The sequence below is a fragment of the Bradyrhizobium sp. NBAIM14 genome (genome assembly GCF_020193895.1).
GTDB lineage: Bacteria > Pseudomonadota > Alphaproteobacteria > Rhizobiales > Xanthobacteraceae > Bradyrhizobium > Bradyrhizobium yuanmingense.
The window spans coordinates 35,022-56,419 of record NZ_JADYVQ010000011.1 but is presented as its reverse complement, the minus strand read 5'-3'; the positions used below and the strand labels follow the sequence as shown (position 1 = coordinate 56,419).

General features: G+C 63.5%; 22 protein-coding genes and 1 pseudogene. 6 read left to right on the top strand and 17 right to left on the bottom strand.

Annotated elements, in window-relative coordinates:
- Positions 1-18: 18 nt before the first annotated feature.
- From I6F28_RS23830 to I6F28_RS23820, 3 genes are all read right to left on the bottom strand, one after another.
- Complete coding sequence (locus I6F28_RS23830; protein ID WP_036005521.1) at positions 19-471, bottom strand: c-type cytochrome; 453 nt, start codon at positions 469-471, stop codon at positions 19-21.
- Between the two features lie 95 nt (positions 472-566).
- Positions 567-827, bottom strand: coding sequence for a cytochrome C oxidase subunit IV family protein (locus I6F28_RS23825; RefSeq protein WP_225141342.1), 261 nt, complete (start codon positions 825-827; stop codon positions 567-569).
- A 2-nt stretch (positions 828-829) separates the two neighbouring features.
- Entirely contained in the window at positions 830-1,405 is a 576-nt protein-coding gene (locus I6F28_RS23820; protein WP_225111792.1) for a cytochrome c oxidase subunit 3 family protein, read from the bottom strand.
- Between the two features lie 170 nt (positions 1,406-1,575).
- Here I6F28_RS23820 and I6F28_RS23815 point away from each other — a divergent pair, with 170 nt between their 5' ends.
- A complete protein-coding gene (locus I6F28_RS23815) occupies positions 1,576-1,743 on the top strand; it encodes a hypothetical protein (protein WP_085974376.1) in 168 nt (55 codons plus the stop codon).
- 100 nt (positions 1,744-1,843) lie between these two features.
- On the opposite strand, the gene mmsB is transcribed toward I6F28_RS23815, so the two are convergent.
- The 13 genes and pseudogenes from mmsB to I6F28_RS23750 all read right to left on the bottom strand — a co-directional run bounded on the left by mmsB (position 1,844) and on the right by I6F28_RS23750 (position 15,383).
- Positions 1,844-3,034: a multiple monosaccharide ABC transporter permease gene (gene mmsB / locus I6F28_RS23810; protein ID WP_036005525.1), complete on the bottom strand. Its 1,191-nt coding sequence runs from the start codon at positions 3,032-3,034 to the stop codon at positions 1,844-1,846.
- A complete protein-coding gene (gene mmsA / locus I6F28_RS23805) occupies positions 3,031-4,608 on the bottom strand; it encodes a multiple monosaccharide ABC transporter ATP-binding protein (RefSeq protein WP_225141340.1) in 1,578 nt (525 codons plus the stop codon). Before mmsA ends, mmsB begins: the two co-directional genes overlap by 4 nt.
- A gap of 245 nt (positions 4,609-4,853) precedes the next feature.
- Positions 4,854-5,924, bottom strand: coding sequence for a multiple monosaccharide ABC transporter substrate-binding protein (gene chvE / locus I6F28_RS23800; protein WP_036005529.1), 1,071 nt, complete (start codon positions 5,922-5,924; stop codon positions 4,854-4,856).
- A gap of 71 nt (positions 5,925-5,995) precedes the next feature.
- On the bottom strand, positions 5,996-6,874 hold the full coding sequence (locus I6F28_RS23795) for an SMP-30/gluconolactonase/LRE family protein (RefSeq protein WP_225141476.1): 879 nt from the start codon (positions 6,872-6,874) through the stop codon (positions 5,996-5,998).
- Entirely contained in the window at positions 6,874-7,950 is a 1,077-nt protein-coding gene (locus I6F28_RS23790) for an aldose epimerase family protein (protein ID WP_225128864.1), read from the bottom strand. Before I6F28_RS23790 ends, I6F28_RS23795 begins: the two co-directional genes overlap by 1 nt.
- A 2-nt stretch (positions 7,951-7,952) precedes the next feature.
- Positions 7,953-8,879, bottom strand: a complete 927-nt coding sequence (locus I6F28_RS23785; RefSeq protein WP_225141337.1) for a Gfo/Idh/MocA family protein — start codon at positions 8,877-8,879, stop codon at positions 7,953-7,955.
- Positions 8,876-9,652: a FadR/GntR family transcriptional regulator gene (locus I6F28_RS23780; RefSeq protein ID WP_036005559.1), complete on the bottom strand. Its 777-nt coding sequence runs from the start codon at positions 9,650-9,652 to the stop codon at positions 8,876-8,878. The genes I6F28_RS23785 and I6F28_RS23780 overlap by 4 nt, the downstream gene beginning before the upstream one ends.
- Positions 9,653-9,797: 145 nt before the next feature.
- A pseudogene (locus I6F28_RS23775) lies at positions 9,798-9,902 on the bottom strand (sugar ABC transporter substrate-binding protein); the annotation flags it as partial.
- Between the two features lie 332 nt (positions 9,903-10,234).
- Entirely contained in the window at positions 10,235-11,407 is a 1,173-nt protein-coding gene (locus tag I6F28_RS23770) for a fumarylacetoacetate hydrolase family protein (protein ID WP_225141335.1), read from the bottom strand.
- 112 nt (positions 11,408-11,519) lie between these two features.
- Positions 11,520-12,497: a HEAT repeat domain-containing protein gene (locus I6F28_RS23765; RefSeq protein ID WP_036023369.1), complete on the bottom strand. Its 978-nt coding sequence runs from the start codon at positions 12,495-12,497 to the stop codon at positions 11,520-11,522.
- A gap of 2 nt (positions 12,498-12,499) precedes the next feature.
- Positions 12,500-12,733, bottom strand: a complete 234-nt coding sequence (locus I6F28_RS23760; RefSeq protein WP_007593252.1) for a 4Fe-4S dicluster domain-containing protein — start codon at positions 12,731-12,733, stop codon at positions 12,500-12,502.
- A 32-nt stretch (positions 12,734-12,765) separates the two neighbouring features.
- Positions 12,766-14,508: a fumarate reductase/succinate dehydrogenase flavoprotein subunit gene (locus I6F28_RS23755; RefSeq protein WP_225141333.1), complete on the bottom strand. Its 1,743-nt coding sequence runs from the start codon at positions 14,506-14,508 to the stop codon at positions 12,766-12,768.
- A gap of 101 nt (positions 14,509-14,609) precedes the next feature.
- Positions 14,610-15,383 (bottom strand): ferredoxin--NADP reductase, encoded by a 774-nt coding sequence (locus I6F28_RS23750; RefSeq protein ID WP_036035046.1) that lies wholly within the window; start codon positions 15,381-15,383, stop codon positions 14,610-14,612.
- Between the two features lie 205 nt (positions 15,384-15,588).
- On the opposite strand from I6F28_RS23750, the gene I6F28_RS23745 reads away from it, so the two are divergent.
- From I6F28_RS23745 to I6F28_RS23725, 5 genes are all read left to right on the top strand, one after another.
- Positions 15,589-15,885 (top strand): gamma-butyrobetaine hydroxylase-like domain-containing protein, encoded by a 297-nt coding sequence (locus I6F28_RS23745; RefSeq protein ID WP_036023361.1) that lies wholly within the window; start codon positions 15,589-15,591, stop codon positions 15,883-15,885.
- 99 nt (positions 15,886-15,984) lie between these two features.
- Positions 15,985-16,758, top strand: coding sequence for a Crp/Fnr family transcriptional regulator (locus I6F28_RS23740; protein ID WP_036023359.1), 774 nt, complete (start codon positions 15,985-15,987; stop codon positions 16,756-16,758).
- 182 nt (positions 16,759-16,940) lie between these two features.
- Positions 16,941-18,362 carry an ABC transporter substrate-binding protein gene (locus I6F28_RS23735; protein ID WP_225141331.1) on the top strand — a complete coding sequence of 474 codons (1,422 nt, stop codon included), beginning with the start codon at positions 16,941-16,943 and terminating at the stop codon, positions 18,360-18,362.
- A complete protein-coding gene (locus I6F28_RS23730; RefSeq protein WP_036005583.1) occupies positions 18,359-19,270 on the top strand; it encodes an ABC transporter permease in 912 nt (303 codons plus the stop codon). Before I6F28_RS23735 ends, I6F28_RS23730 begins: the two co-directional genes overlap by 4 nt.
- Positions 19,267-20,139 carry an ABC transporter ATP-binding protein gene (locus tag I6F28_RS23725; RefSeq protein ID WP_036005639.1) on the top strand — a complete coding sequence of 291 codons (873 nt, stop codon included), beginning with the start codon at positions 19,267-19,269 and terminating at the stop codon, positions 20,137-20,139. The genes I6F28_RS23730 and I6F28_RS23725 overlap by 4 nt, the downstream gene beginning before the upstream one ends.
- A gap of 132 nt (positions 20,140-20,271) precedes the next feature.
- On the opposite strand, the gene I6F28_RS23720 is transcribed toward I6F28_RS23725, so the two are convergent.
- The gene (locus tag I6F28_RS23720; protein WP_225141329.1) at positions 20,272-21,330 is read right to left on the bottom strand and encodes a YeiH family protein; all 1,059 of its coding nucleotides are present in this window, start codon (positions 21,328-21,330) and stop codon (positions 20,272-20,274) included.
- Positions 21,331-21,398 lie beyond the last annotated feature (68 nt).

Sequence of the window (21,398 nt, the reverse complement as noted above, 5' to 3'; positions counted from 1 at the left end):
TTTCAGGAAGCGATGCGCTCAGCCCGCCTTGTTCGGCGGCCACTCTTGGCGCTTGATCTTGCTGGTCCATTGCAGGAAGTCGGCGAGATCATCGAGCTCCTGGTCGGTGAGGTTGAATTGAGGCATCTGCCGGCGGCCCGGTGCGCCCGAAGGCTGCGACTGCATCCAGGCCTTCAATGTCTCGCGCGCGGCGGCCGGATCCTCGTTGCCACCCCAGCGATCCCAGACATTGCCGACTTCAGGCGCAAAGTAGGCGCCCTCGCCCAGCAGGGTATGACAGTTGATGCAAGAATTCTTCTCCCAGACGTGCTTGCCGCGGGCAACCGAAGACGTCAGCGTGGCTGCGTCGGTCGATGTCGTGGCCATGTAGTAATGGCTGTGCGCCGTTAGCCCTATGAAGATGGCGAAGAAAAAGGCCGAGCCGCCGTAGAAGACGTTTCGAGCGGCCGACTTGGTCAGGCGTTCAGCCATTGCCAATCCTTTCCGGTTGATTCCTGCGAAATTGCGATGGTGTGATTTATTGCCGCTTTGCCCGGCCCGTTCTTTGTCAGGGCGCAATGAGCGCGTCAGATCAGGGCGACGAGCGCCGAGGCGAGCCAGGCAAGCAGCAGCACGATGAGGATCCAGCTCGCGACGAGACCACGCCAGAGTGCGAGGACGGCGCGAAGATCCATGAAGTCGAGCGCGATGCGATGCCCCTTGAGCGCGGCGAAGGCAAGCAGCAGAGCGTTGCCGAGCAGCGTCCGTGGTATCAGCGGCGGCAGCAGGACGGTCGCAAGCGCAAGGCCGATCAAGGCGATCCAGGTGACGTCGACACGATCTGGCATCGTCATTTCACCAGATACAGGATCGGGAACATCACGATCCAGACCAGATCGACCATGTGCCAGAAGGCCGTTCCCGTCTCGACGCCTGATATCCCGGCTCGGCGGCAGACCACGGCGAGAATGATGATGCCGAGGCCAACGTGCAGGAGATGAAAGCCGGTCAGCAGGAAGTAGAGCGTGAAGAAGGGATTGGTCTCAAGCCCGACCCCGCGCCCGGTTTCTTCGGCGTACTCTGCGAGCTTGATCGCGATGAAAAGGCAGCCGAGCGCCATGGCGCCGAGAAGCCAGTATCGTGTCGTTGCCCGTTGTCCATTCCGCACGGCCTTGGTCGCCCGGGCCGCCGCCCAGCCGCTGGTCACCAGCACGACGGTATTGAGGCCGGCGAGATGCGAATCGAGCGTGGCCTGCCCGGCCGCGAACATCGCGGGGTGAATCGCGCGGGCGACAGAGAAGGCGCCGAGGAGCAGGCCGAAGGCGACGAGTTCGCTGAAGATCAGCACCCAGATCATGGGATCGCCGGGGAGATCCTGCAGGATTCCCCAGCCTGTTTCCTGCTGTTCGCACTCGGCCGTCGACATCGTCTTTCCGGATCAGGACACCGGTCAGACTTAGCTCGGCCACCCGGTTCCGAATTTGTTGCCGGACAAACTGGAGGACTGCAGGGCTCCTGTTTGCGCCGACACAACGTTCAGCCAGCCGTTTCGCGGTACGAACCGGCTCAGAGCTTCACGGAGCGCCGGACGATCCCATGAGCGATGCACAGATCGGGCTGATGACCGCAACACCCATCATCATTGCCTTCGCCATCGCGCTCAGGCGCATGGGCGTGCTGTCGACGGTGGGAACCGTATCGGCGGTGGGGCTCTCGATCGGGATCGCGACCGTGCTGTTCACGACGCAATCACCGCTGCCGTAGTGCTTAGGACCGTAGCCCGGATGCAGCGCAGCGCAATCCGGGAAATCTCACCAAGCGCAGAGACCCGGATTACGCTGCGCTGCATCCGGGCTACGAAGCGCTACCGCCGCTGATTGTACACGTCGATGCACACCGCGCCCAGCAGCACCAGGCCCTTGATGACCTGCTGATAGTCGATGCCGATGCCGAGGATGGACATGCCGTTGTTCATCACGCCCATGATCATGGCGCCGACCACGGCACCGCCGACTCGCCCGACACCGCCATAGGCCGAGGCGCCGCCGATGAAGCAGGCGGCAATGACGTCGAGCTCGAAGCCGAGGCCGGCCTTCGGAGTCGCCGTGTTGAGCCGCGCGGCGAAGACGAGGCCGGCAAGCGCGGCGAGCACGCCCATGTTGACGAAGGTGAGGAAGGTCAGGCGCTCCGTCTTGATGCCCGACAGGCTCGCCGCCTTGGCGTTGCCGCCGACGGCGTAGATCTGCCGGCCAATCACGGTGCGGCGGGTGACGAAGCCGTAGAGCGCGATCAGCGCGGTCATGATCACCAGCACGTTCGGCAGGCCGCGATGCGAGGCGATCAGATAGGTGAAATACAGCACGGCGCAGGCGAGCAAGATGCTCTTGCCGAGGAAGAACGCATAGGGTTCGACCTCGATGCCGTGCGACTGCTCGCGCGACCTTCCCTTGGCGCTGGCATAGACGAGCCCGAGCGCGAGAACGGCGCCGATCAGCATCGAGGTCGGATGCAGCGTGCCGGCCTCGGGCAGCAGTTCCGGAATGAAACCCGAGGACAGCTTCTGGAAGGTGGCCGGGAACGGCCCGAGCGACTGGCCCTGCAACACCGCGAGCGCTAGGCCCTTGAACACCAGCATGCCCGCCAACGTCACGATGAAGGAGGGGATCTTGAAATAGGCCACCCAATAGCCCTGCGCCGCACCGATCGCGCCACCGAGCGCGAGGCAAGCGATGAAGGCGAGCGTATAATCGACCTTGTAGGTCACCATCAGCAAGGCCGCCACGGCGCCGATGAAGCCTGCGACCGAGCCGACCGAAAGGTCGATATGGCCAGTGACGATGACCAGCAGCATGCCCAGCGCCATGATGACGATGTAGCTGTTCTGCAGCACCAAGTTGGTGAGGTTGAGCGGCTGCAGCAGCGTGCCGCCGGTCACGACCTGGAAGAACAGCATAATTGCAACCAGCGACATCAACATGCCGTAATTGCGCAAATTGTTCTTGATGAAGCTGCCGTGCCGGCGCTCCTCGGGCAGCGAAACCGTCTTGTCGGTCATAGCTGCGATCCTCCCATCTCCGCGGCCGCGGGCGCGGCGTTCCCAATGCTTCGTTCGTTGCGCATGATGGCGCGCATGATCTTTTCCTGTGTCGCCTCTGAGCCCTTGAACTCGCCGACGAAGGCGCCGTCGTTCATGACGCAGATGCGATCGCAGATGCCGAGCAGCTCGGGCATCTCCGAGGAGATCACCACGACGCCGCGGCCGGCTTCCGCAAGCTCGTTGATGATACAGTAAATCTCATATTTGGCACCGACGTCGATACCCCTGGTCGGCTCGTCCAGGATCAGGACCTTCGGGTCGGTCATCAGCCATTTCGACAGCACGACCTTTTGCTGGTTGCCGCCGGAGAGCTGGCCGGTCTCCTGGTAGACGTCGGAGCAGCGGATGCGCATGCGGTTGCGGTAGTCGCTGGCGACCTTGAGCTCGGCGATGTCGTCGATCACCCTGCCAGGTGCAACCTGGTCGAGGCTCGCCAGCGTAATGTTCTTGCGGACGTCGTCGGCAAGGATCAGGCCGAGCTGCTTGCGGTCCTCGGTGACGTAGGCTAGGCCGGCGTCGATCGCGGCGGCGACGCTCGGCAGCGCGATCTCACGGCCTTCGAGCCGGATAGTGCCGCTGATATTGGTGCCCCAGGAGCGGCCGAACAGGCTCATGGCGAACTCGGTGCGCCCTGCCCCCATAAGCCCGGCAATGCCCACGACCTCGCCGCGCTTGACACCGAAACTGACGTTCTTGATCACCTGCCGCTCGGGATGGATGGGGTGATAGACCGACCAGTTCTCGACGTCGAGCACGGGCTCGCCGATCTTCACGTTGCGCTCCGGGAAGCGGTGCGCCATATCGCGGTTGACCATGCTGCGGATGATGCGGTCTTCCTGGATCGGCTCGGCATGGCAGTCGATGCTGTCCACCGTGCGGCCATCGCGCAGCACGGTGATGTGGTCGGCGACCTTGGCGACCTCGTTCAGCTTGTGTGAGATCAGGATCGAGCCGATGCCCTGCTCGCGGAAGGTCATCAGGCGTTCGAGCAGCGCGGCGCTGTCGGCCTCGTTAAGGCTCGCGGTCGGCTCGTCCAGGATCAGCATCCGCACCCGCTTGGACAGCGCCTTGGCGATCTCGACGAGCTGCTGCTTGCCGACGCCGAGATCGGTGATCAGCGTATCCGGCGATTCCTTCAGGCCGACCTGCGCCAGCAGCTCGCGCGTGCGCCGGTAGACCTCGTCGCGGTCGATCACCCCCAACTTCGACGGCGGATGCGACAGGAAGATGTTCTCCGCGATCGACATCAGCGGGATCAGCGCCAGCTCCTGATGGATGATGATGATGCCCAGCGCCTCGGAATCATTGATGTCGCGGAAGCGGCGCTCCTCGCCCTCGAAGACGATGGTGCCCTCGTAGCTGCCGTGCGGATAGACCCCGCTCAGCACCTTCATCAGCGTCGACTTGCCGGCGCCGTTCTCGCCGACGAGCGCATGGATCTGCCCGGCGCGAACCGAGAAGTTGACGTCGCGCAATGCCTGCACGCCGGCAAAGCTCTTGCTGACGTTGCGCATCTCCAGCATGGCGGTCATGGCTTTGGTGTCCCTTGCGTTACTTCGTCTCTCCCCGCGTGCGGGGAGAGGTTGACTGATATCGCTGCATCCACATCGTCATTGCGAGCGCAGCGAAGCAATCCAGACAATTTCCGCGGTGGCAGACTGGATTGCTTCGCTGCGCTCGCAATGACGGAGTGCATACCAACCACTGCCCGTATGGAAAGAGGCCCCTCACCCTAACCCTCTCCCCGCAAGCGTGGAGAGGGGAAAAAGAGAGAGTCTTACTGGAACTGCGACTTCTTGTAGTAGCCGCTGTCGACCAGGGTCTTCTCCCAATTGTCCTTGTAGACCACAACCGGCTTCAGCAGATAGGACGGCACGGTCTTGACACCGTTCTCGTAGGTCTTGGTGTCGTTGACGGTGACCTGCTTGCCGGCGAGCGCGGCGTCGACCATGTCAGCGGTCACCTTGGCGAGGTCGCGGGTGTCCTTGAAGATGGTCGAGTACTGGTCGCCGCGCAGCATGGCCTTGATCGAGGGCACTTCGGCATCCTGGCCCGAGATGATGGGCATCGGCTGGCCGGCACTCCCGTAGCCGACGCCCTTCAGCGAGGAGATGATGCCGATCGAGAGGCCGTCATAGGGCGACAGCACGGCGTTGACCTTCTTGTTGCCGTAGTAGGCGCTGAGCAGGTTGTCCATGCGGGCCTGCGCCGTGGCGCCGTCCCAGCGCAGGGTCGCGACCTTATCCATGCCCATCTGGCCGGACACGACGACGAGCTTGCCGCTGTCGATATACGGCTTCAGCACGCTCATGGCGCCGTTGTAGAAGAAGTAGGCATTGTTGTCGTCGGGCGAGCCGCCGAACAGCTCGATGTTGAAGGGGCCCTTGCCGTCCTTCAGGCCGAGACCTTGCACGATCGACTCCGCCTGGAGCACGCCGACCTGGAAGTTGTCGAAGGTCGCGTAATAGTCGACGTTCGGCGTGCCGCGGATCAGGCGGTCATAGGCGATCACGGTGATGCCTTTTGCTTTCGCCTGCTTGAGCACGTCGGACAAGGTGGTACCGTCGATCGCGGCGATCACCAGCGCCTTGGCGCCCTTGGTCACCATGTTCTCGACCTGGGAGAGCTGGTTCGGGATGTCGTCCTCGGCATATTGCAGGTCGGTGTTGTAGCCGCGCTCCTTCAGCACCTTGACCATGTTATTGCCGTCGTCGATCCAGCGCGCCGAGGACTTCGTCGGCATGGCGATGCCGACCGTCGCCTTCTGGGCGAAGGCAGCGACGCCTGTGGCCATCGTGGCGGCACTGGCCAACGCCAGCGCGAGAAATGTTGTCTTCAGTTTCAGCATGTTTCACTCCCTTTGGGTGTCAGACTTTCTTCGTGGTGTCGAGAACGACGGTCGTGTACGGCTTGGGCCTCCTATGCCAGCTTGACGTCGGGTTCCGCGCGTCCGCGCGCGGCTGCTTCGAGCAGAAAGGTGCAGCCGGCTTGCGGATCGGCAGCGCGTGCCGCCGTGTCCATATCCTGCCAGGCCGACGTGACGAGCAGGCGCGACAGGTCGGGGCCGACGAAGGCGGGGCAGCTCGCCTGCTTCGCCGGCACGCTAAGCGAACGCAGGCGCTCGCCTTGCGGCGAGTAGACGTCGATCCGGCTCGCGCCCCAGCACGCATTCCAGATCTGCCCGTCGGCGTCGCATACCGAACCGTCGAGACCGCCGATGCCGCTGTGGCGCAACAGCACCTCCGGCTCGCCGCGCGGCAGGCCGGTCGCGGGGTTGAGCGGCACGGCATAGAGCACCGCACGCGGCGTGTCGGTGAAGTAGCCGGTGGCGCCGTCGGGCGAGAAGCAGATCGAATTGGGAATGCTGATGCCGGGAAACAGCGTCGAGATCTTGCCGCGATGAAGCGCGTAGATCGCGCCCGCCTTCGGCTCGGCTTTCTTGCCCATAGTGCCGATCCAGAACGTACCCGATTGATGCACGCGGCAATCGTTTGAGCGCGTCATCGGATTGTCCGCTTCGAGCGGACAGAACAGCGTCATCGAACCATCAGCGAGCTTGCGAATGTAGAGGCCATCTTCGGCGACGATCAGCTGCCGCTCGGCGTCGATACGCCCCAGCGCGCTCGCCATCCGCCCGAGCGCGTGGCTGCGGACAGTGCCGGTGCCGAGTTGCGCCTCGAACAGCTTGCCTTCGCGAATGTCGAACCACCAGGCCGTGTCGGTGGTCACGTCATAGGTCGGACCTTCGCCGAGATGGCAAGGATGATCCGAGAGGACAGTCGTTGGCACCTGCTCCATCATGGCGACCTCACTGAAAAGCGATAGACCGTGTGATGGCGATAGACCCCTCCGGGATAGAGGCGCGGGCTCGGGAAATCCGGCCGGTTCGGCGCGTCGGGCCAGATGTGCGGCTCCAGGCACATGGCGTCCGATTGCCGGATCAGCTTGCCGCCCTTGCCGGACATCGTACCGTCGAGATAATTGCCCGAATAGACCTGAAGTCCGGGCTGATCGGTGAGCAGCTCCATGATGCGCCCGGAGCGCGGCGCCTCCAGCCGCGCCGCGAGCGCAAGCTTGCCGTCGCGCCCGAGACAATAGGTGTGGTCGTAGCCCCTGCCGTTTTGCAATTGCGGGTCGCCTTCGCGGATGCGCTCGCCCACCGGCCACGGTTTGCGGAAATCGAACGGCGTGCCGGCCACGCTGCGCGGCGACTCCGGCAGCGGAATGGCGGTGGCATCTATGGCGAGGAATTGCTCGGCGGCGACCATCAGGCGGTGGTCGAGAATGGACGTCTCTGACGTCGCACCCTCGAGATTGAAGAAGCTGTGGTTGGTCAAATTGACGACGGTCGGCCGGTCGGTCCGCGCTTCCATCAGCAGCGACAGCTCGGTCGGCCCGGTGATGCGATAGGTCACGCGAACGTCGAGCCTACCGGGATAACTCTCCTCCCCGTGCGGGCTGACATAGGTGAGCGTCACCGCGGGCTCGGCGCCTCCGTCGATCTCCGCGATCTCCCAGAGCTTGCGATCAAAACCCTCGAGCCCGCCGTGCAACGCATTCGGACCGTTGTTGACCGCTAGCTGCACCGTCTCGCCTTGAAGCGAAAACTGTCCCTTGGCGATGCGGTTGGCATAGCGGCCGACGGTGGCGCCCAGAAACTTCCGTTCGGCGAGATAGCCGGCGAAGGCATCATGGCCAAGCACGACGTCGTCATATCCGCCGTTGGCATCCGGCGCGATCAACGCCTGCAGCACCGCGCCGTAGCTGATGATGCGCGCCTCGAAGCCGCCCTCCCCGCGCAGCACGACGCGCTCGACCTCGCGGCCGTCGGGCAGCGTCCCGAACACGTCTCTTGTGATTGTTGATGCGGCCATGCTCAATCCACAAACGGTTCGACGATCGTGCGCTTGCCGAGCAGGAAGGCGTCGGCGACGAGACGGAGCGGCGTCAGATCGACGTCACTTGCGCCGGTTGCTGCGAGCGCGACGAAGCGTCGGTAGAGCCCGCGATATTCCTCATCGGGCCCTTCGACAAGCACCTTGCCGTCGACGGCCATGCGCGCGCCACCGCTGGACAGCGTCAGCCGGCCCTGATCGGTTTCGACGAGGATATCCCAGCTCTGCGGCCCGGTCTGGCGGAAGTCGAACTCGGCGGTCACGGGCAGGCCGCTGATATCCGTCAGGTTCACGTTCGCCGCGATCGGCGCCTGGCAATTGGCTGGAAAGGCCAGCTCGGCCGCGGTGACGAACACGGGCTTCGGCAGAATCCTGGTCAGGATCGACAGCGCATTGATGCCCGGATCGAACACGCCGAGGCCGCCGGGCTCCCAGATCCAGCCCTGCCCGGGATGCCAGACACGCACGTCTTCCTTCCAGCTGATGTGAACGGATTTGATGTGCCGATCAGTGAGCCATTGCCGGGCCGGCTCCACCGCCGGCGCATAGCGCGAATGCCAGGTCGCAAACAATGTCCGCTTCGCACCCGCCGCCATCGCGATCAACGGATCAAGCTCGGCAACGCCGTTGCCCGGCGGCTTCTCCAGCATGACGTGCTTGCCGGCGGCGAGCGCCGCCGCGGCCTGGGCCCGTCGCACCTGCGGCGGCGTGCAGAGCGAGACCGCGTCGATCGGCGGCCCCTTCTGAAGCAATTCCTCGATGGTCGCAAAATGCGGCACCCCCTGCAGCGAGGCGTTGCGGCTCGCCACGGCGGCAAGCGTTGCGCCCGGTGTGGCGGCGATCGCCGCCACATGCTGGTCCCGCGCGATCTTGCCGAAGCCGACGATGGCGATGCGAAGGTCTGTCACGCTTGTTCTCCAGTGTCGGCCGACGGTGGCGGCTCGGCCGGGGCGGTTTCGATCGCCGTACTGTCATGGCGGCGCATGCCGTTGTGAATGACATAGACCATGGCCTCGGATGCGGCATGGGCATCGCCCGCGACGATGGCATCGACGATCTTCTGATGCCAGAGCAGCACGGTATCGCGATCCTCCGGCTCGACCGGAGCGCTGAGCAGGAAAGAGGCGCGCAGCGCTGCTTCAATGACATGCCCAATCGAGCGCATGAACAGATTGCCCGAGGCACGCGCCACGGCAACATGAAGCGCGAGATCTGCATCTGCAAAACCGACCGAGTCGGACGCTTCATGCCGCATCCGATCCATGCTGCGGCGCAGCTCGCTGATGTCTTGCTCGGATCGCTGTGTTGCCGCCAGCATCGCCGCGCGCGGCTCCACGGCGAGACGGATCTCGGCGAGGTCGTCAAGGAAGCGCTTGTCGATGCCGGCATCGAGGTGCCAGGCCAGCACGTCTGCGTCGAACATGTTCCAGGCACCTCGCTCGCGCACGACGGTGCCGACCCGCGCCTTGGTGGTGAGCAGGCCCTTGGCGACCAGCGTCTTGACGCTCTCGCGCAGCACCGGCCGCGACACGCCGAACATTGCGATCATCTCGGCATCCCCCGGCAGGCGCGTGCCTTCCGCATAGCGGCCGGCGATGATGTCGACGCCGATCGAACGCGCCACCTCCGCATGGTTGGAATGGGCCCGCCGCGTCGGGATGACGACGATCCGCGAGGTCATGACGCCGCTCCCGCATGCTTCGCCGCCGGCCGGCGCGCAAGCGCGACCAGCCCCTGCAGCAGGACAATGAAGGCGAATAGAAGCACGCCCGAGGTGCGGGGGATCAGCAAGAGCTTTGGCGCGGTGCAGGAGGTCGACTTCATGCTGAGACGGACGTTTCGGCCGCGCGCCAGCCGGATTCCGATCCAATCTGCGAGAAGCCGATCGTGAGCTGGGCGCTGGCCGGCGTCGCGAGCAACAAGGCGGCCATGGCGCTGGCCGCACAGAGAGCTTTAGGGGGCATCAGGCGCGTCTCCCAAGATGTTTTATCCGGGGGCGCCGATTGGTAGCATGGCACCCACAGGCCGGCCTTCGCACCAGCGGCGGGCACTATTTCACGGAAGTTGAGTTCCGACTAGTCATATTATTTGACTATTTGGAGCAAAGCAGGCGAGGTGGGGCGAGCTGAGTTATGACACGTTCAGCGCGATTTTGCTCCCTTCATGCAACGGAGGGATGAAAAAATTAGGCGGCGCGATGGAGCCTCAGCTGTCAGCGGGGCGAAGGTGCGCCCCCGCTTGCGGGAGGCGAAGGGCAGCAGCGCTAGATCAGCTTCCGCTGCGCCAGGTTCTTCATCAGTGCGCCGATGCCGAACGTCCAGGGCTCGCACTCGTCGCTGGTGCGCATGCGGTTGACGAGCTTGCCGAGCTGAGGCGCTGCGATAGTGACAATGTCGTCGCGCTTGTGGGTGAATCCCTGCCCCGGCGCATCGCGATCCTTCACGGGTGCGAACATGGTGCCGAGGAACAGCACGAAGCCGTCAGGATATTGATGCACCTTGCCGATGGTCTGCGCGACGAGATCGGTCGGATCGCGGCTGATCTTGCTGATCGAGGAATGGCCGTCGAGAACGAAGCCGTCCGCGCCCGTGACATTCAGGCTGATGTCCAGCCTGCGCGCGTCGTCGAGCGTGAAGGTGTCGTCGAACAGGCGCAGCAGCGGGCCGATCGAGCAGGACGCGTTGTTGTCCTTGGCCTTCGACAACAGCAGCGCCGAGCGGCCCTCGAAGTCGCGCAGGTTCACGTCGTTGCCGAGCGCGCCCCCGACGATCTCGCCGCGGCTCGACACGAACAGCACGAGCTCGGGCTCGGGATTGTTCCAGGTCGATTTCGGGTGCAGGCCGGCATCCATGCCGGTGCCGACCGACGACAAGGTGGGCGCCTTGGTGAAAACCTCGGCATCCGGACCGATGCCGACCTCAAGATATTGGCTCCAGGCATTCTGATCGATCAGCACTTGCTTCAGGTGCATCGCCTGATCCGAGCCCGGCTTGAGCTTTGACAGATCGTCGCCGATCAGGCGCGTCACTTCTTTCCGGATCGCTTCGGCCGAGGCCGGATTGCCCTTGGCGCGCTCTTCGATGACACGTTCGAGCATCGAGATCGCAAAGGTGACCCCGGCGGCCTTCAGCGTCTGGAGATCGACGGGCGCGAGCAGCCAGGCCTTTTGGGGATCGCGCCCGTCCGGCGGGGTGTTGGCCACGATCGCCTCGAGATCACCGATGCGCTCGCCCTTGGTGGCGGCAAGCGCCTTGGCGGGATCGTCCATCTCGCAGAGCGCGCTGATGGTCGGAAATTTTGCTGTGACGTCATACACGCCGTCACCGCGCACGGCGACGATGGCCGGACCGTTGACCTGCGGCAGCCAGACGCGGCCGACCAGCGTTCCCTTCGTGCCGTCCTCGGGGAGAAGGTCCTTTACAGTCAATGTCGTCATGGCCGCGTCCTCGCTGTTCTAAGGAACGGCCGCATTCGCAGCGGCCGTTCCCGTGAGCGAAGACCAATAAACGTCTGGCGCTGGAAGTCCAGAGCGGCGACGCGCCGTGCAATTATGCCCCTGCCCGCGCCTTTCGCGCTGCAATCTGGTGCAGTGCCCAGCGCGCATTCTTGCGGACATCAGGATCAGGATCGTCGGCGATCACGGCCAGGAATGCCTCGCCGTCAGGGTGGCCGATCTCACCTAGCGCGGCGGCGGCCTCTTTGCGCAAATTCGCCTGGTCGTGATTGACGCAATTGCCGATCGGCCGCACCGCGCGTTCGATCTTCATCTTGCCAAGGCTGCGGATCGCCTTCAGCCGCACCTGCCAGAACTCGTCCGCGAGGCAGCCGACGAGCTGATCAGCCGCGATTGCACCATTCACGTTGAGACCCAGCGTCTCCGCTGCCATCTCGCGGACCATCCAGTCGGCATCCTTCAGCGCGCGGGTGATGGTCTCCGCCGCCGGCTTCATCTGCGAAAAGGCCAATGCGCTCACGGCGGCGCGGCGCACATGGGCATCGGGATCGTTGATCAGCGCGGTTAGCGCCGGAATGGATTCTTCCAGCTTGAGAAAGCCGATCACGCCGATCGCCTGCACACGGACGGCGGCGTCAGGGTCCTGGAGCGCTTCCAGCGCGGGCTTGAGTGTATCCCTGCGGCGCAGTTCCTTCAGCGCGCGCAGAGCGCCCATGCGGACGAAAGCGTGGGTATGCCTGACCAGCGGCAGGATCGCGTCGGCGCAGGCGGGATCCTTGAATTCAGCCATGCTGTCGGCCGCAGCCGCCGCGACGATCCTCTCGGGATCGACGAGCAGCTTCACCAGCGCGCTTGCTGCCTCCGGTCCGTCGAACTCGCCGAGCGCCATCGCGACCTGCTGGCGCACACCGGCATCGGGATCGGTGACCATTTTGGCGAGATGTGCGACCGCGGCGGGATCGCCGGAATGACCGAGTGCAATGATGGCGACGCGGCGTTCGGCGGGATCGGCCGCCTGCAGCCGCTCGTCGGCGTCTTCGAGATCGTCATAGGATTCGAACGGGCTCGACATGATCACCTCAACAGATAGGGAATGTTGACGGTGACGGCGCCGGTCGGACAATCCGCTTCGCAGGGCATGCAATACCAGCACTCGTCATAGGCCATGTAGGCCTTGTTGGTCATGTCGCTGATGCGCAGCACGTCGAGCGGGCAGACATCGACGCACACCGTGCAGCCCTTGTCCGCGATGCATTTGGCGTCGTCGACCACCACCGGAACCGATGTCTGATAGGACGCGAGAGGCATGTGATGTCTCCTGTTGGCTATGTTCTGGTGGATCAGGCCGAGGCGCGAATGCGCTGCTTGTCGTAGAGGTCCTTCTCGTCGTCCGCGATCGGCACGACATAGGGCTCGACTGCGCGCTTCTCGCTGGTCATCCTGCCGTCCTGCTTGGACAGCAGCGTGTGGCAAAACCAGTTCTCATTGTCCTTCTCCGGGAAGTCCGTCCGCCAGTGATAGAGACCCCAGCGGCTCTCTTCGCGATAGAGCGAAGCGTGTGCGGCCATATCGGCGCAGTCCAGGATCGACTGCACTTCGAGCGCGCGCAGCAATTCGTGCGCGTTGCGCGCGATCATGCGCTCCTGCATATCCTCACGCGCTTCGGCGAGCCGCCGCATGCCGAGCTCATATTTGCGCGTGACCTTTGGCGGCTGGAGGTAGTCGTTGACCAGGCGGCGGGTCTTGTACTCGATCTGGTTCGGCGGAATGCCGTCCTCGCGCTTGGTCGGCGCCATCACGCGGTCGCGTTCCATGGCGACCTCGGCCGCGTCGAACTCCGCGAAATCATGGTTGTCGGCGAACTCCATCGCGTCGATGCCTGCGACCGAGCCGTTGGTGAAGGCGCCGAGCATGTAATTGTGCGGGACGCTCGCCATGTCGCCGGCGGCATAGAGGCCGGGTACGGTGGTGCGGGCATTGTCGTCGACGAACACGCCTGACGCGCTGTGGCCGGAGCAGAAGCCGATCTCGGAGATATGCATCTCGATGGACTCACTGCGGTAGTCGACCCCGCGCCCCTGCTGGAACAGGCCGCGCGTCGGACGCTCGACCTTGTGCAGCGTGGATTCGATCTCGGAAATCGTGTCGGGGTGGAGATGCTTGAGCTGGAGGAACACCGGACCCTTGCCCGAGAGGAGCTCGTTGTAGAACTCCAGCATCATCTGGCCGGACCAGTAGTCGCATTCGATGAAGCGCGAGCCTTCGTTGTTTGCCGTATATGCGCCGAACGGGCCGGCGACATAGGCGCAGGCCGGGCCGTTATAGTCCTTGATCAGCGGGTTGATCTGGAAGCATTCGAGGTTCGCGAGCGCTGCGCCGGCGTGATAGGCCATGGCGTAACCGTCGCCGGAATTGGCGGCGTTCTCGTAGGTGCCGAACATGTAGCCGGACGTCGGCAGACCGAGGCGACCGGCGGCGCCCATGCAGAGGATCACGGCCTTGGCCTTGATCACCAGCATCTCGGCGGTCCGCGTATTGACGCTGATGGCCCCGGCGATGCGGCCGTCGGCCGATTTGACCAGGCGCGTCGCCATGTAGCGGTTGGAAATGAGGATGCGGGCGCGGCGGAGCTGACGGTACAGCGCCTTCTTCACGGTCTCGCCGTTCGGCATGGGCAGAACGTAAGTGCCGATGTGGTGCACCTTCTTGACGGCATAGTCGCCGTTCTCGTTCTTCAGGAAGCGGATGCCGAAACTGTCGAGCTCCTCGATGATGCTGTAGCAGTTCTGCGCGTATTTATAGACCGCCTTCTGGTCGACGATGCCGTCATTGGCGATGGTGATTTCCTTGGTGTACTGCTCGGGCGTCGCGTAACCGGGGATGACGGCGTTGTTGAGCCCATCCATACCCATCGAGATCGCGCCGGAGCGCTTGACGTTCGCCTTCTCGAGCAGGACGACATTGGCCTTCGGGTTCTTCAGCTTCGCCTTCAGTGCCGCCATCGGGCCGGCTGTGCCGCCGCCGATCACCAGCACATCGCAGGAAACTTCCGAAAGTCCGTCGACGATCTGATCTAGTGCCATCGCTTGCTCCTGGTTCGCCGATCCCGGCGCCTTTGCGTCAGATTTGTTCAGGGGGCGTCGCCGCGATAGCAATTAGTTGTCGCTGGGACGCGATTTGTAGCTCAGCGCTCGACGAAGGCTTTTTCGATGACGAAATGGCCGGGCTGGCTATGGTTGCCCTCGACAAAGCCGCGCGCCGCGAACATCGCGTGGAGTTCCTCGAGCATCGCCGGGCTGCCGCACAGCATGATGCGGTCAGTTTCGATGTCGAGGCTCGCTTGTCCGATATCCTCGAAGAGCTGGTTCGAGGCGATCAGGTCGGTGATGCGGCCGCGATTCCGGAACGGCTCGCGGGTGACGGTCGGGTAGTAGACGAGCTTGTCGCGGATCAAGGGGCCGAAGAATTCGTGATTGCGCAGGTCCTCGACGAGGTGCTCGCCATAGGCGAGTTCCGAGACCTGGCGGCAGCCATGGGCGAGCACGATGGTCTCGTAATTCTCATAGACGTCGGGGTCCTTGATCAGGCTGGCGAAGGGCGCCAGGCCCGTTCCAGTTGAAAGCAGCAGCAGGCGTTTTCCCGGAATGAGGTTGCCGGTGATCAGCGTGCCCGTCGCCTTGCGACCGACCAGGATGATGTCGCCTTCCCTTATCTTCTGAAGGCGAGAGGTGAGCGGGCCGTCCTGCACCTTGATCGAGAAGAATTCGAGCGCCTCCTCGTGATTGGCGCTGGCCATGCTGTAGGCCCGCATCAACGGCTTGCCCCCGACCTCCAGACCAATCATTGCGAACTGGCCGTTCTGGAAGCGGAAGCCGGGATCGCGCGTCGCGGTGAAGCTGAACAGGGAATCGGTCCAGTGCCTGACCGACAGAACCGTTTCCTTCTGAAATGCACTCATCGTCTCTCCTTGGTCATCGATGACGCGCAAGGTTTCGGAGAGAGGAGAGTCCGGCAATTCTGAAGTGAAATTCCCGGTGGATTAGTTTCACATTTCGCGTGGGTTGCTCGAAGAACAGGCTCGCGATCCCGCCCGCACCGGCAATTAGTTGCTATTCGTGCGTTCCCGTCTCGACGTAGAATGAAGTCAGAGGTTCGTCATGATAATGACATTGGTGGCACCGACCGTTGCCGGCTACGAAGCCAGCGCCGATCTCGCTTCGCTCCTGGTCCGCACGGCGCAGGACGACGCGCTCAGCGTTTCTGCCGAAACACTCCGCCTCTCCTGCAAATGCGCCCATTGCACCCGCGCCCGCTTCGACGGCCGCTTCCCCAAAGCGTTTCCGGGAATTGCGATCACCGACATCGGCGATCTCGGCTATGGGCTGAACATCTCGTTCTCGGATGGGCACAACCGGGGAATATATCCGAAGTCGTATCTGCTGAACTTGGCGGGGCGGTGACCCGGTCTTCGGTGTCATTTCCCCGCGCGAGGCGTCTGCCCCCATCTGGCACGGACATTGCTCCTCTTTAGAACGATTTGAACGTTCGGGAGGCAGGCGATGTTGCAGGCGGCGAATGCGGTGCGCGGGGCTGTTCCCGCAGCGATACGGCCTGCCGGCAGCTCCTCGCTACTGCTCACCGAGAACCAGCAATGGATCGGCGGTCCACCACCGTTGATGGACAAGCTCTCACCTCGCGAGCGCGAGTTGGTGCTAAAGCAGGGCCGCCGCAAGGTCCTCAACCGCGGCCAGACGCTGTTCAGCCAGGGCGGCAAGCATGACGGCATCTGGCTGATCGAGAGCGGCCGCATCCGCGTGTTCTACACCTCGCCACTTGGACGCGAAATCACGCTGGCCTATTGGCATGTTGGCAATTTCGTCGGCGGTCCCGAAGTGTTCGAAGGCACCGTACATCAATGGTCCGGCGTTGCCTCCAGTAATTGCAGCGTCGTGCACCTGCCCGGAAAGGAACTGCGGTCCCTTGCTACAGAGATCCCGAACCTCGCGATTGGCCTGATCGAAGGCCTGACGTTCAAGGGCAAATGCTATTCGGCGCTGGCCCAGATGCTGGGGACGCGCTCGATCACGCAACGTCTCGCCCATCTCTTGCTGCATCTCGTCGAGCTCTACGGCGTCGAGGATGCCGACGGCACGGTGATCGCCGCGGCCTTCACCCACGCCGACATCGCCCACATGGTCGGCGCCACCAGGCAATGGGTCACGATCAGCCTGAAGCGGATGCAGGAGAAGGGAATCGTGCTGACCAAACGGTCGCAGATCGTGGTCTGCCGGACCGACATTCTCGAGGAGATGCGCGGCCAGGCGACGGATTGAAGGGGGCCCGCGACCATGGCCGATGCACAGGCAAGCGGCTTTATAGTGCAGGACTGCCCAAGGAGTATGCAATCAGCTTTTCCCGGCAACTAATCGACTGCGGCGGCCACTCCGGATTTGCCCTGCTTGCGCCCTCCCCCAATCATGGCACCCACAGCACATCCAACCGAATGAGGATGAGAATGGTCCGCCATCTTCCCACGCTCTCGATCGCGATGTCGGTGACGTCGCTGGCGCTGCTCGTCGCGCAGCCGGCTTCTGCGGAAACCGTCAAGCTCGGCATCGGAACGCAGGATACCACGACCAACACGGTCACCGCAGGCGTCGTCATCCGCCAATTGCAACTGCTCGAGAAGTACCTGCCGAAGGACGGCAAATACGCCAACATCAAGTTCGAGCTCGAATGGCAGAACTTCACCTCCGGTCCGCCCGTCACCAACGCGATGATGGCGAACAAGCTGCAGATCGGGATGATGGGCGACTACCCGCTCATCGTGAACGGATTCACCTTCGAGAGCAATCCGGAGAGCAAGAGCCGCCTCGTCGGCATCGCCGCCTACAGCCTGTCCGGCTCGGGCAACGGCCTCGTCGTCCACAAGGACTCACCCTATTACGACCTCGCCGATCTCAAGGGTAAGCTCGTCAGCGTGCCTTTCGGCTCCGCCGCGCACGGCATGGTGCTGAAAGCGATGCAGGATCGCGGCTATGCGTCCGATTTCTTCCAGCTCGTCAGCCAGAGCCCGGAGGTCGGCTCGACCAATCTGCAGGAGAAGAAGATCGACGGGCACGCCGATTTCGTCCCCTTCGCCGAGCTGTTGCCGTTCCGCGGCTTCGCGCGGAAGATCTTCGACGGCGTCGAAACGAACTTGCCGACCTTCCACGGCATCGTGGTTCGCACCGACTTCGCCGAAAAATATCCCGAGGTCGTCGTCGCCTATTTCAAGGCGCTAATCGCCGCCAATCAGTGGCTGCGCGCGGATCCCAAGCTGGCCGCCGAGAAGATCCAGGAATGGACCGGCATCAACAAGGAGGTCGTCTACATCTTCTTAGGGCCCAGCGGCAATATGACGACCGATCCGACGATCAAGCCAGCGCTGATCGATGCGGCCACGACCGACGTCAAGGTGCTACAGAATCTCGGCCGCATGAAGGAGTTCGATCCGAAGAAATGGGTCGACGACAAATACATCCGCAAGGCCTATGCCGAAATGAAGCTCGACTACGACGCCCAGCTCGCGAGCACCAGCAACTATGAGATCTCGGGCGAGGACAGCTTCTGCAAGAAGCCCATCACCGATCCGCGCAAGGCGGGCGAAGTTTGGGTCGACGGTGCCGGCATCATGCCCTTCTCGTCCGCCAGCTGCACGCTCGGCGCCTATGCCGACTACAAGGCCAAGGGCAAGAAGATCAACGTCGCCTACGTCTTCGACACCACGCGCGGCATCAAGCTGTTCGCCGATCAGGCCTTCTTCGCGGTCGGCAATAGCGAGGTCGCCCCGTTCCTGCTGAAGAAGGACGCCGAAGCCTACGCTGCCAAGATCAGCGGCAAGGTGCTCGGCTTCGATGAAGCGATGAAGGCCGCCGTCGGCGGAGGCAAGACGTGAGCAGCCCCGCCCTCGTCAGACAGCCCGAGGACAGCATGCCGGCAACAGCACTTGCTGAGGCGGGCTCCGCGCCCGCCGCCATCATCCGGCCTTCGACGCCGCCTTCCTTCGCCACACTGGGGTTGCGCTGGTACCGGCTCAATCGGGCAGGTCTGCGCGCGGCGGCAATCGGCGTGATTTCGCTGCTCGCCTTTCTGCTGGTCTGGCATCTGCTCACGACCTATCGGGTCGTGTTCTTCGTGCGCTTCACCAACGTGCCCTCGCCGCTCGCGGTCTATGACAGCTTCATAAAGGCGATTCACGATCCTAAATTCCTGATGCACATCCTGCTCAGTTGCCGGCGCATCTTCATCGGATTCTCGCTCGCGGCGATCGTCGGCGTGCCGCTCGGCCTGATCATGGGGCGCTTCAAGCTGGTGCATGAGGTGATTTTCCCAGTCGCCGAAGTGCTGCGGCCGATCCCGGCAATCGCCTGGGTGCCGATGGCGATCATGCTGTGGCCGACCAACGAGCAGAGCATCGTCTACATCACCTTCCTCGGTTCGTTCTTCCCGATTCTCGTCAACACCCTGCACGGCATGTCGCTGGTCGACCCCGTGCTGGTACGCGCCGCACAATGTCTCGGCGCGCGCGAACGCTCGATCTTTCGGGAGGTCTATTTCCCAGCCTCGCTGCCGCACATCTTCACCGGCCTCACCGTCGGCATGGGCGTCGCCTGGGTGTCGCTGATCGCGGCCGAGATGATCTCCGGTCAGTACGGCATCGGTTACTTCACCTGGGAAGCTTATTCGCTGGTCCAATATGCCGACATCGCGCTCGGCATGATCGCGATCGGGGTGCTCGGCCTCGGATCGAGCCTGCTGATCCGGGGCGCGGGGCAATTGGTGATGCCGTGGAGATCGACATGAGCGAGGTGCTAGCGAACAGCCCAAAAGGCCACATCGAAGTCAAGAACTTCTCCCTCGCCTACGAGACCATCGAGGGCGCGGTGCAGGCTGTCACCGACACGCAGATCCATGTGCGGCCCGGCGAGTTCGTGTCGATCGTCGGCCCGTCCGGCTGCGGAAAGTCGACGCTGCTCAATGCGGTCGCAGGCTTCCTCAAGCCGACGACCGGTGTAGTTACCGTCGACGGCGAGCGGGTAAACGGTCCGAGCGCCGAACGCGGCATGGTGTTTCAGCAATATTCTCTTTTTCCGTGGAAAACCGTGCGCGAGAACGTCGAGTTCGGCCTGAAGATGCGCGGCATGCCGCGCTCGCAGCGCGAACGCGCCGCGCGCACGCTGTTGGGGCTTGCGGGACTCGAAGCGTTCGAAAAGCATTATCCGGAAAAGCTCTCCGGCGGCATGAAGCAGCGCGTCGGCATCGTCCGCGCGCTCGCGACGGGACCGAAAGTGCTGTTGCTGGACGAGCCCTTCGGCGCGCTCGACGCGCAGACGCGCGTCATCATGCAGCAGATCCTCACCAATATGTGGCAGCGGCTGAAGATCTCGGTGCTGTTTGTCACCCACGACATTGACGAAGCCATCTTCCTGTCCGACCGCGTCTATTGCATGACCGCGCGGCCGGGCTCGATCAAGGCGGAGATCCCGATCCCGCTGGAGCGGCCGCGGCAGCAATCGATGATGATGTCGTCGGAATTCTTGGCGCTCCGCCGCGGGCTGATGTCGCTGATCCGCGAAGAGAGCCTGAAGGCGATGGGCGGCGAGATCAACGACTTGGGCATGCAGGGGCTGAACATCGAGCTGCACGGCCACTCGCTCGCGGACGTGATTTAGCTTACCGCTCGCAGCAATGACGGTCTCGTAGGGTGGGCAAAGCGAAAGCGTGCCCACGGTTCTCCGTCTCTTATAGAACCGTCGGCACGGCGCTTGCGCCCCTTTGCCCACCCTACTGCAGCTTTGCCCTGATCACTTGAACCAGTGCACCAGCGCGATGCTGATCCCCAGCAGCAGCAGCAGCGACAGCGTCACGGCCGCCGTCACCCGGCCGCCGACATTGGCGAGCACGCGCACGTCGACGCCAAGGCCGAGGGCGGCCATCGAGACCACCGTGAGAAAGCTCGTGATCGTCGTCACGGGGCCAACCACCGTCGCCGGCACGATCTCCAGCGAGCGCAGGGTCGCAAGCGCAAGGAAGCCGAGGATGAACCAGGGGACCAGGCGGAAGAAGCCGACGCTGGTTTTCTTGGCATCGCTCTGCCAGCGCGAAGCGACCAGCGACAGGCCGACGACGACCGGGCCGAGCATCAGGACACGCATCAGCTTCACCAGCGTGCCGATCTGGGTTGAGACGAGACCTGCCGGCACCGTCGCGGCGAGCACCTGCGGCACTGCGTAAACGGTGAGCCCGGCGAGAATGCCGTACTGCGTTGCGGACAATTGGAGCAGCGGGATCAGCAGCGGCAGGCCCAGCACCATCATCACGCCAAGGATCGCCGTAAAGGAGATCGAGGATGCAATCTCGTCGTTGCTGGCGCCGATGATGGGCGCCACCGCGGCGATGGCGGAATTGCCGCAGATCGAGTTGCCGCAGGCGATCAGGATCGACAGCCGCGTCGACAGGCCGAGTAGCCGGCTGAGGCCGAAGGAGACGCAGAGCGCGACCACGACGACCGCGGCGATGGAGGCGAGCAGCGCAATGCCGGAAGCCGCGATCGCGGCAAAGCTGATGGAGGCCCCGAGCAGCATCACCGCGACTTCCAGCAGTTGCTTGGCGCTGAAGGCGATGCCGGCCTGCCACCGCGGGGCCGGCTTCCAGAAGCTGCGCACCGCCATGCCGAGCAGAATCGCCATGACCAGCGCCTCGACATAGGGGTGCTCGAACATGCCCAGTTCGGCCCGCTCGAGCAGGGCCGACACACCGGCCACGAGAACGCAGAGGAGGATGCCCGGAATCAGCGCCGCAATACGGCCCGCGGTGGTGACCGGCTTGGAATCGGCCGGGCTGGATGCTTGATTCTGCGACACAAATCTCTCCCCAAGGAGAAAGATTTATACGCACCACGACCCGATTGGGAAATATGTTTTCGACATAT

Excerpts from the sequence above, each read along its gene's own strand:
- I6F28_RS23760 (WP_007593252.1), bottom strand. The coding sequence starts at position 12,733 with ATGCCTCTCGCGTCCTATCAGACATCGGTTCCGGTGGTGGTCGACGAC.
- I6F28_RS23780 (WP_036005559.1), bottom strand. The coding sequence starts at position 9,652 with ATGACCTCGCGGATCGTCGTCATCCCGACGCGGCGGGCCCATTCCAAC.
- I6F28_RS23795 (WP_225141476.1), bottom strand. The coding sequence starts at position 6,874 with ATGGAGCAGGTGCCAACGACTGTCCTCTCGGATCATCCTTGCCATCTC.
- mmsB (WP_036005525.1), bottom strand. The coding sequence starts at position 3,034 with ATGACCGACAAGACGGTTTCGCTGCCCGAGGAGCGCCGGCACGGCAGC.
- I6F28_RS23830 (WP_036005521.1), bottom strand. The coding sequence starts at position 471 with ATGGCTGAACGCCTGACCAAGTCGGCCGCTCGAAACGTCTTCTACGGC.
- chvE (WP_036005529.1), bottom strand. The coding sequence starts at position 5,924 with ATGCTGAAACTGAAGACAACATTTCTCGCGCTGGCGTTGGCCAGTGCC.
- I6F28_RS23770 (WP_225141335.1), bottom strand. The coding sequence starts at position 11,407 with ATGACGACATTGACTGTAAAGGACCTTCTCCCCGAGGACGGCACGAAG.
- I6F28_RS23790 (WP_225128864.1), bottom strand. The coding sequence starts at position 7,950 with ATGGCCGCATCAACAATCACAAGAGACGTGTTCGGGACGCTGCCCGAC.
- I6F28_RS23765 (WP_036023369.1), bottom strand. The coding sequence starts at position 12,497 with ATGTCGAGCCCGTTCGAATCCTATGACGATCTCGAAGACGCCGACGAG.
- I6F28_RS23820 (WP_225111792.1), bottom strand. The coding sequence starts at position 1,405 with ATGTCGACGGCCGAGTGCGAACAGCAGGAAACAGGCTGGGGAATCCTG.
- I6F28_RS23755 (WP_225141333.1), bottom strand. The coding sequence starts at position 14,508 with ATGGCACTAGATCAGATCGTCGACGGACTTTCGGAAGTTTCCTGCGAT.
- I6F28_RS23745 (WP_036023361.1), top strand. The coding sequence starts at position 15,589 with ATGACATTGGTGGCACCGACCGTTGCCGGCTACGAAGCCAGCGCCGAT.
- I6F28_RS23725 (WP_036005639.1), top strand. The coding sequence starts at position 19,267 with ATGAGCGAGGTGCTAGCGAACAGCCCAAAAGGCCACATCGAAGTCAAG.
- I6F28_RS23815 (WP_085974376.1), top strand. The coding sequence starts at position 1,576 with ATGAGCGATGCACAGATCGGGCTGATGACCGCAACACCCATCATCATT.
- I6F28_RS23825 (WP_225141342.1), bottom strand. The coding sequence starts at position 827 with ATGCCAGATCGTGTCGACGTCACCTGGATCGCCTTGATCGGCCTTGCG.
- mmsA (WP_225141340.1), bottom strand. The coding sequence starts at position 4,608 with ATGACCGCCATGCTGGAGATGCGCAACGTCAGCAAGAGCTTTGCCGGC.
- I6F28_RS23740 (WP_036023359.1), top strand. The coding sequence starts at position 15,985 with ATGTTGCAGGCGGCGAATGCGGTGCGCGGGGCTGTTCCCGCAGCGATA.
- I6F28_RS23750 (WP_036035046.1), bottom strand. The coding sequence starts at position 15,383 with ATGAGTGCATTTCAGAAGGAAACGGTTCTGTCGGTCAGGCACTGGACC.
- I6F28_RS23735 (WP_225141331.1), top strand. The coding sequence starts at position 16,941 with ATGGTCCGCCATCTTCCCACGCTCTCGATCGCGATGTCGGTGACGTCG.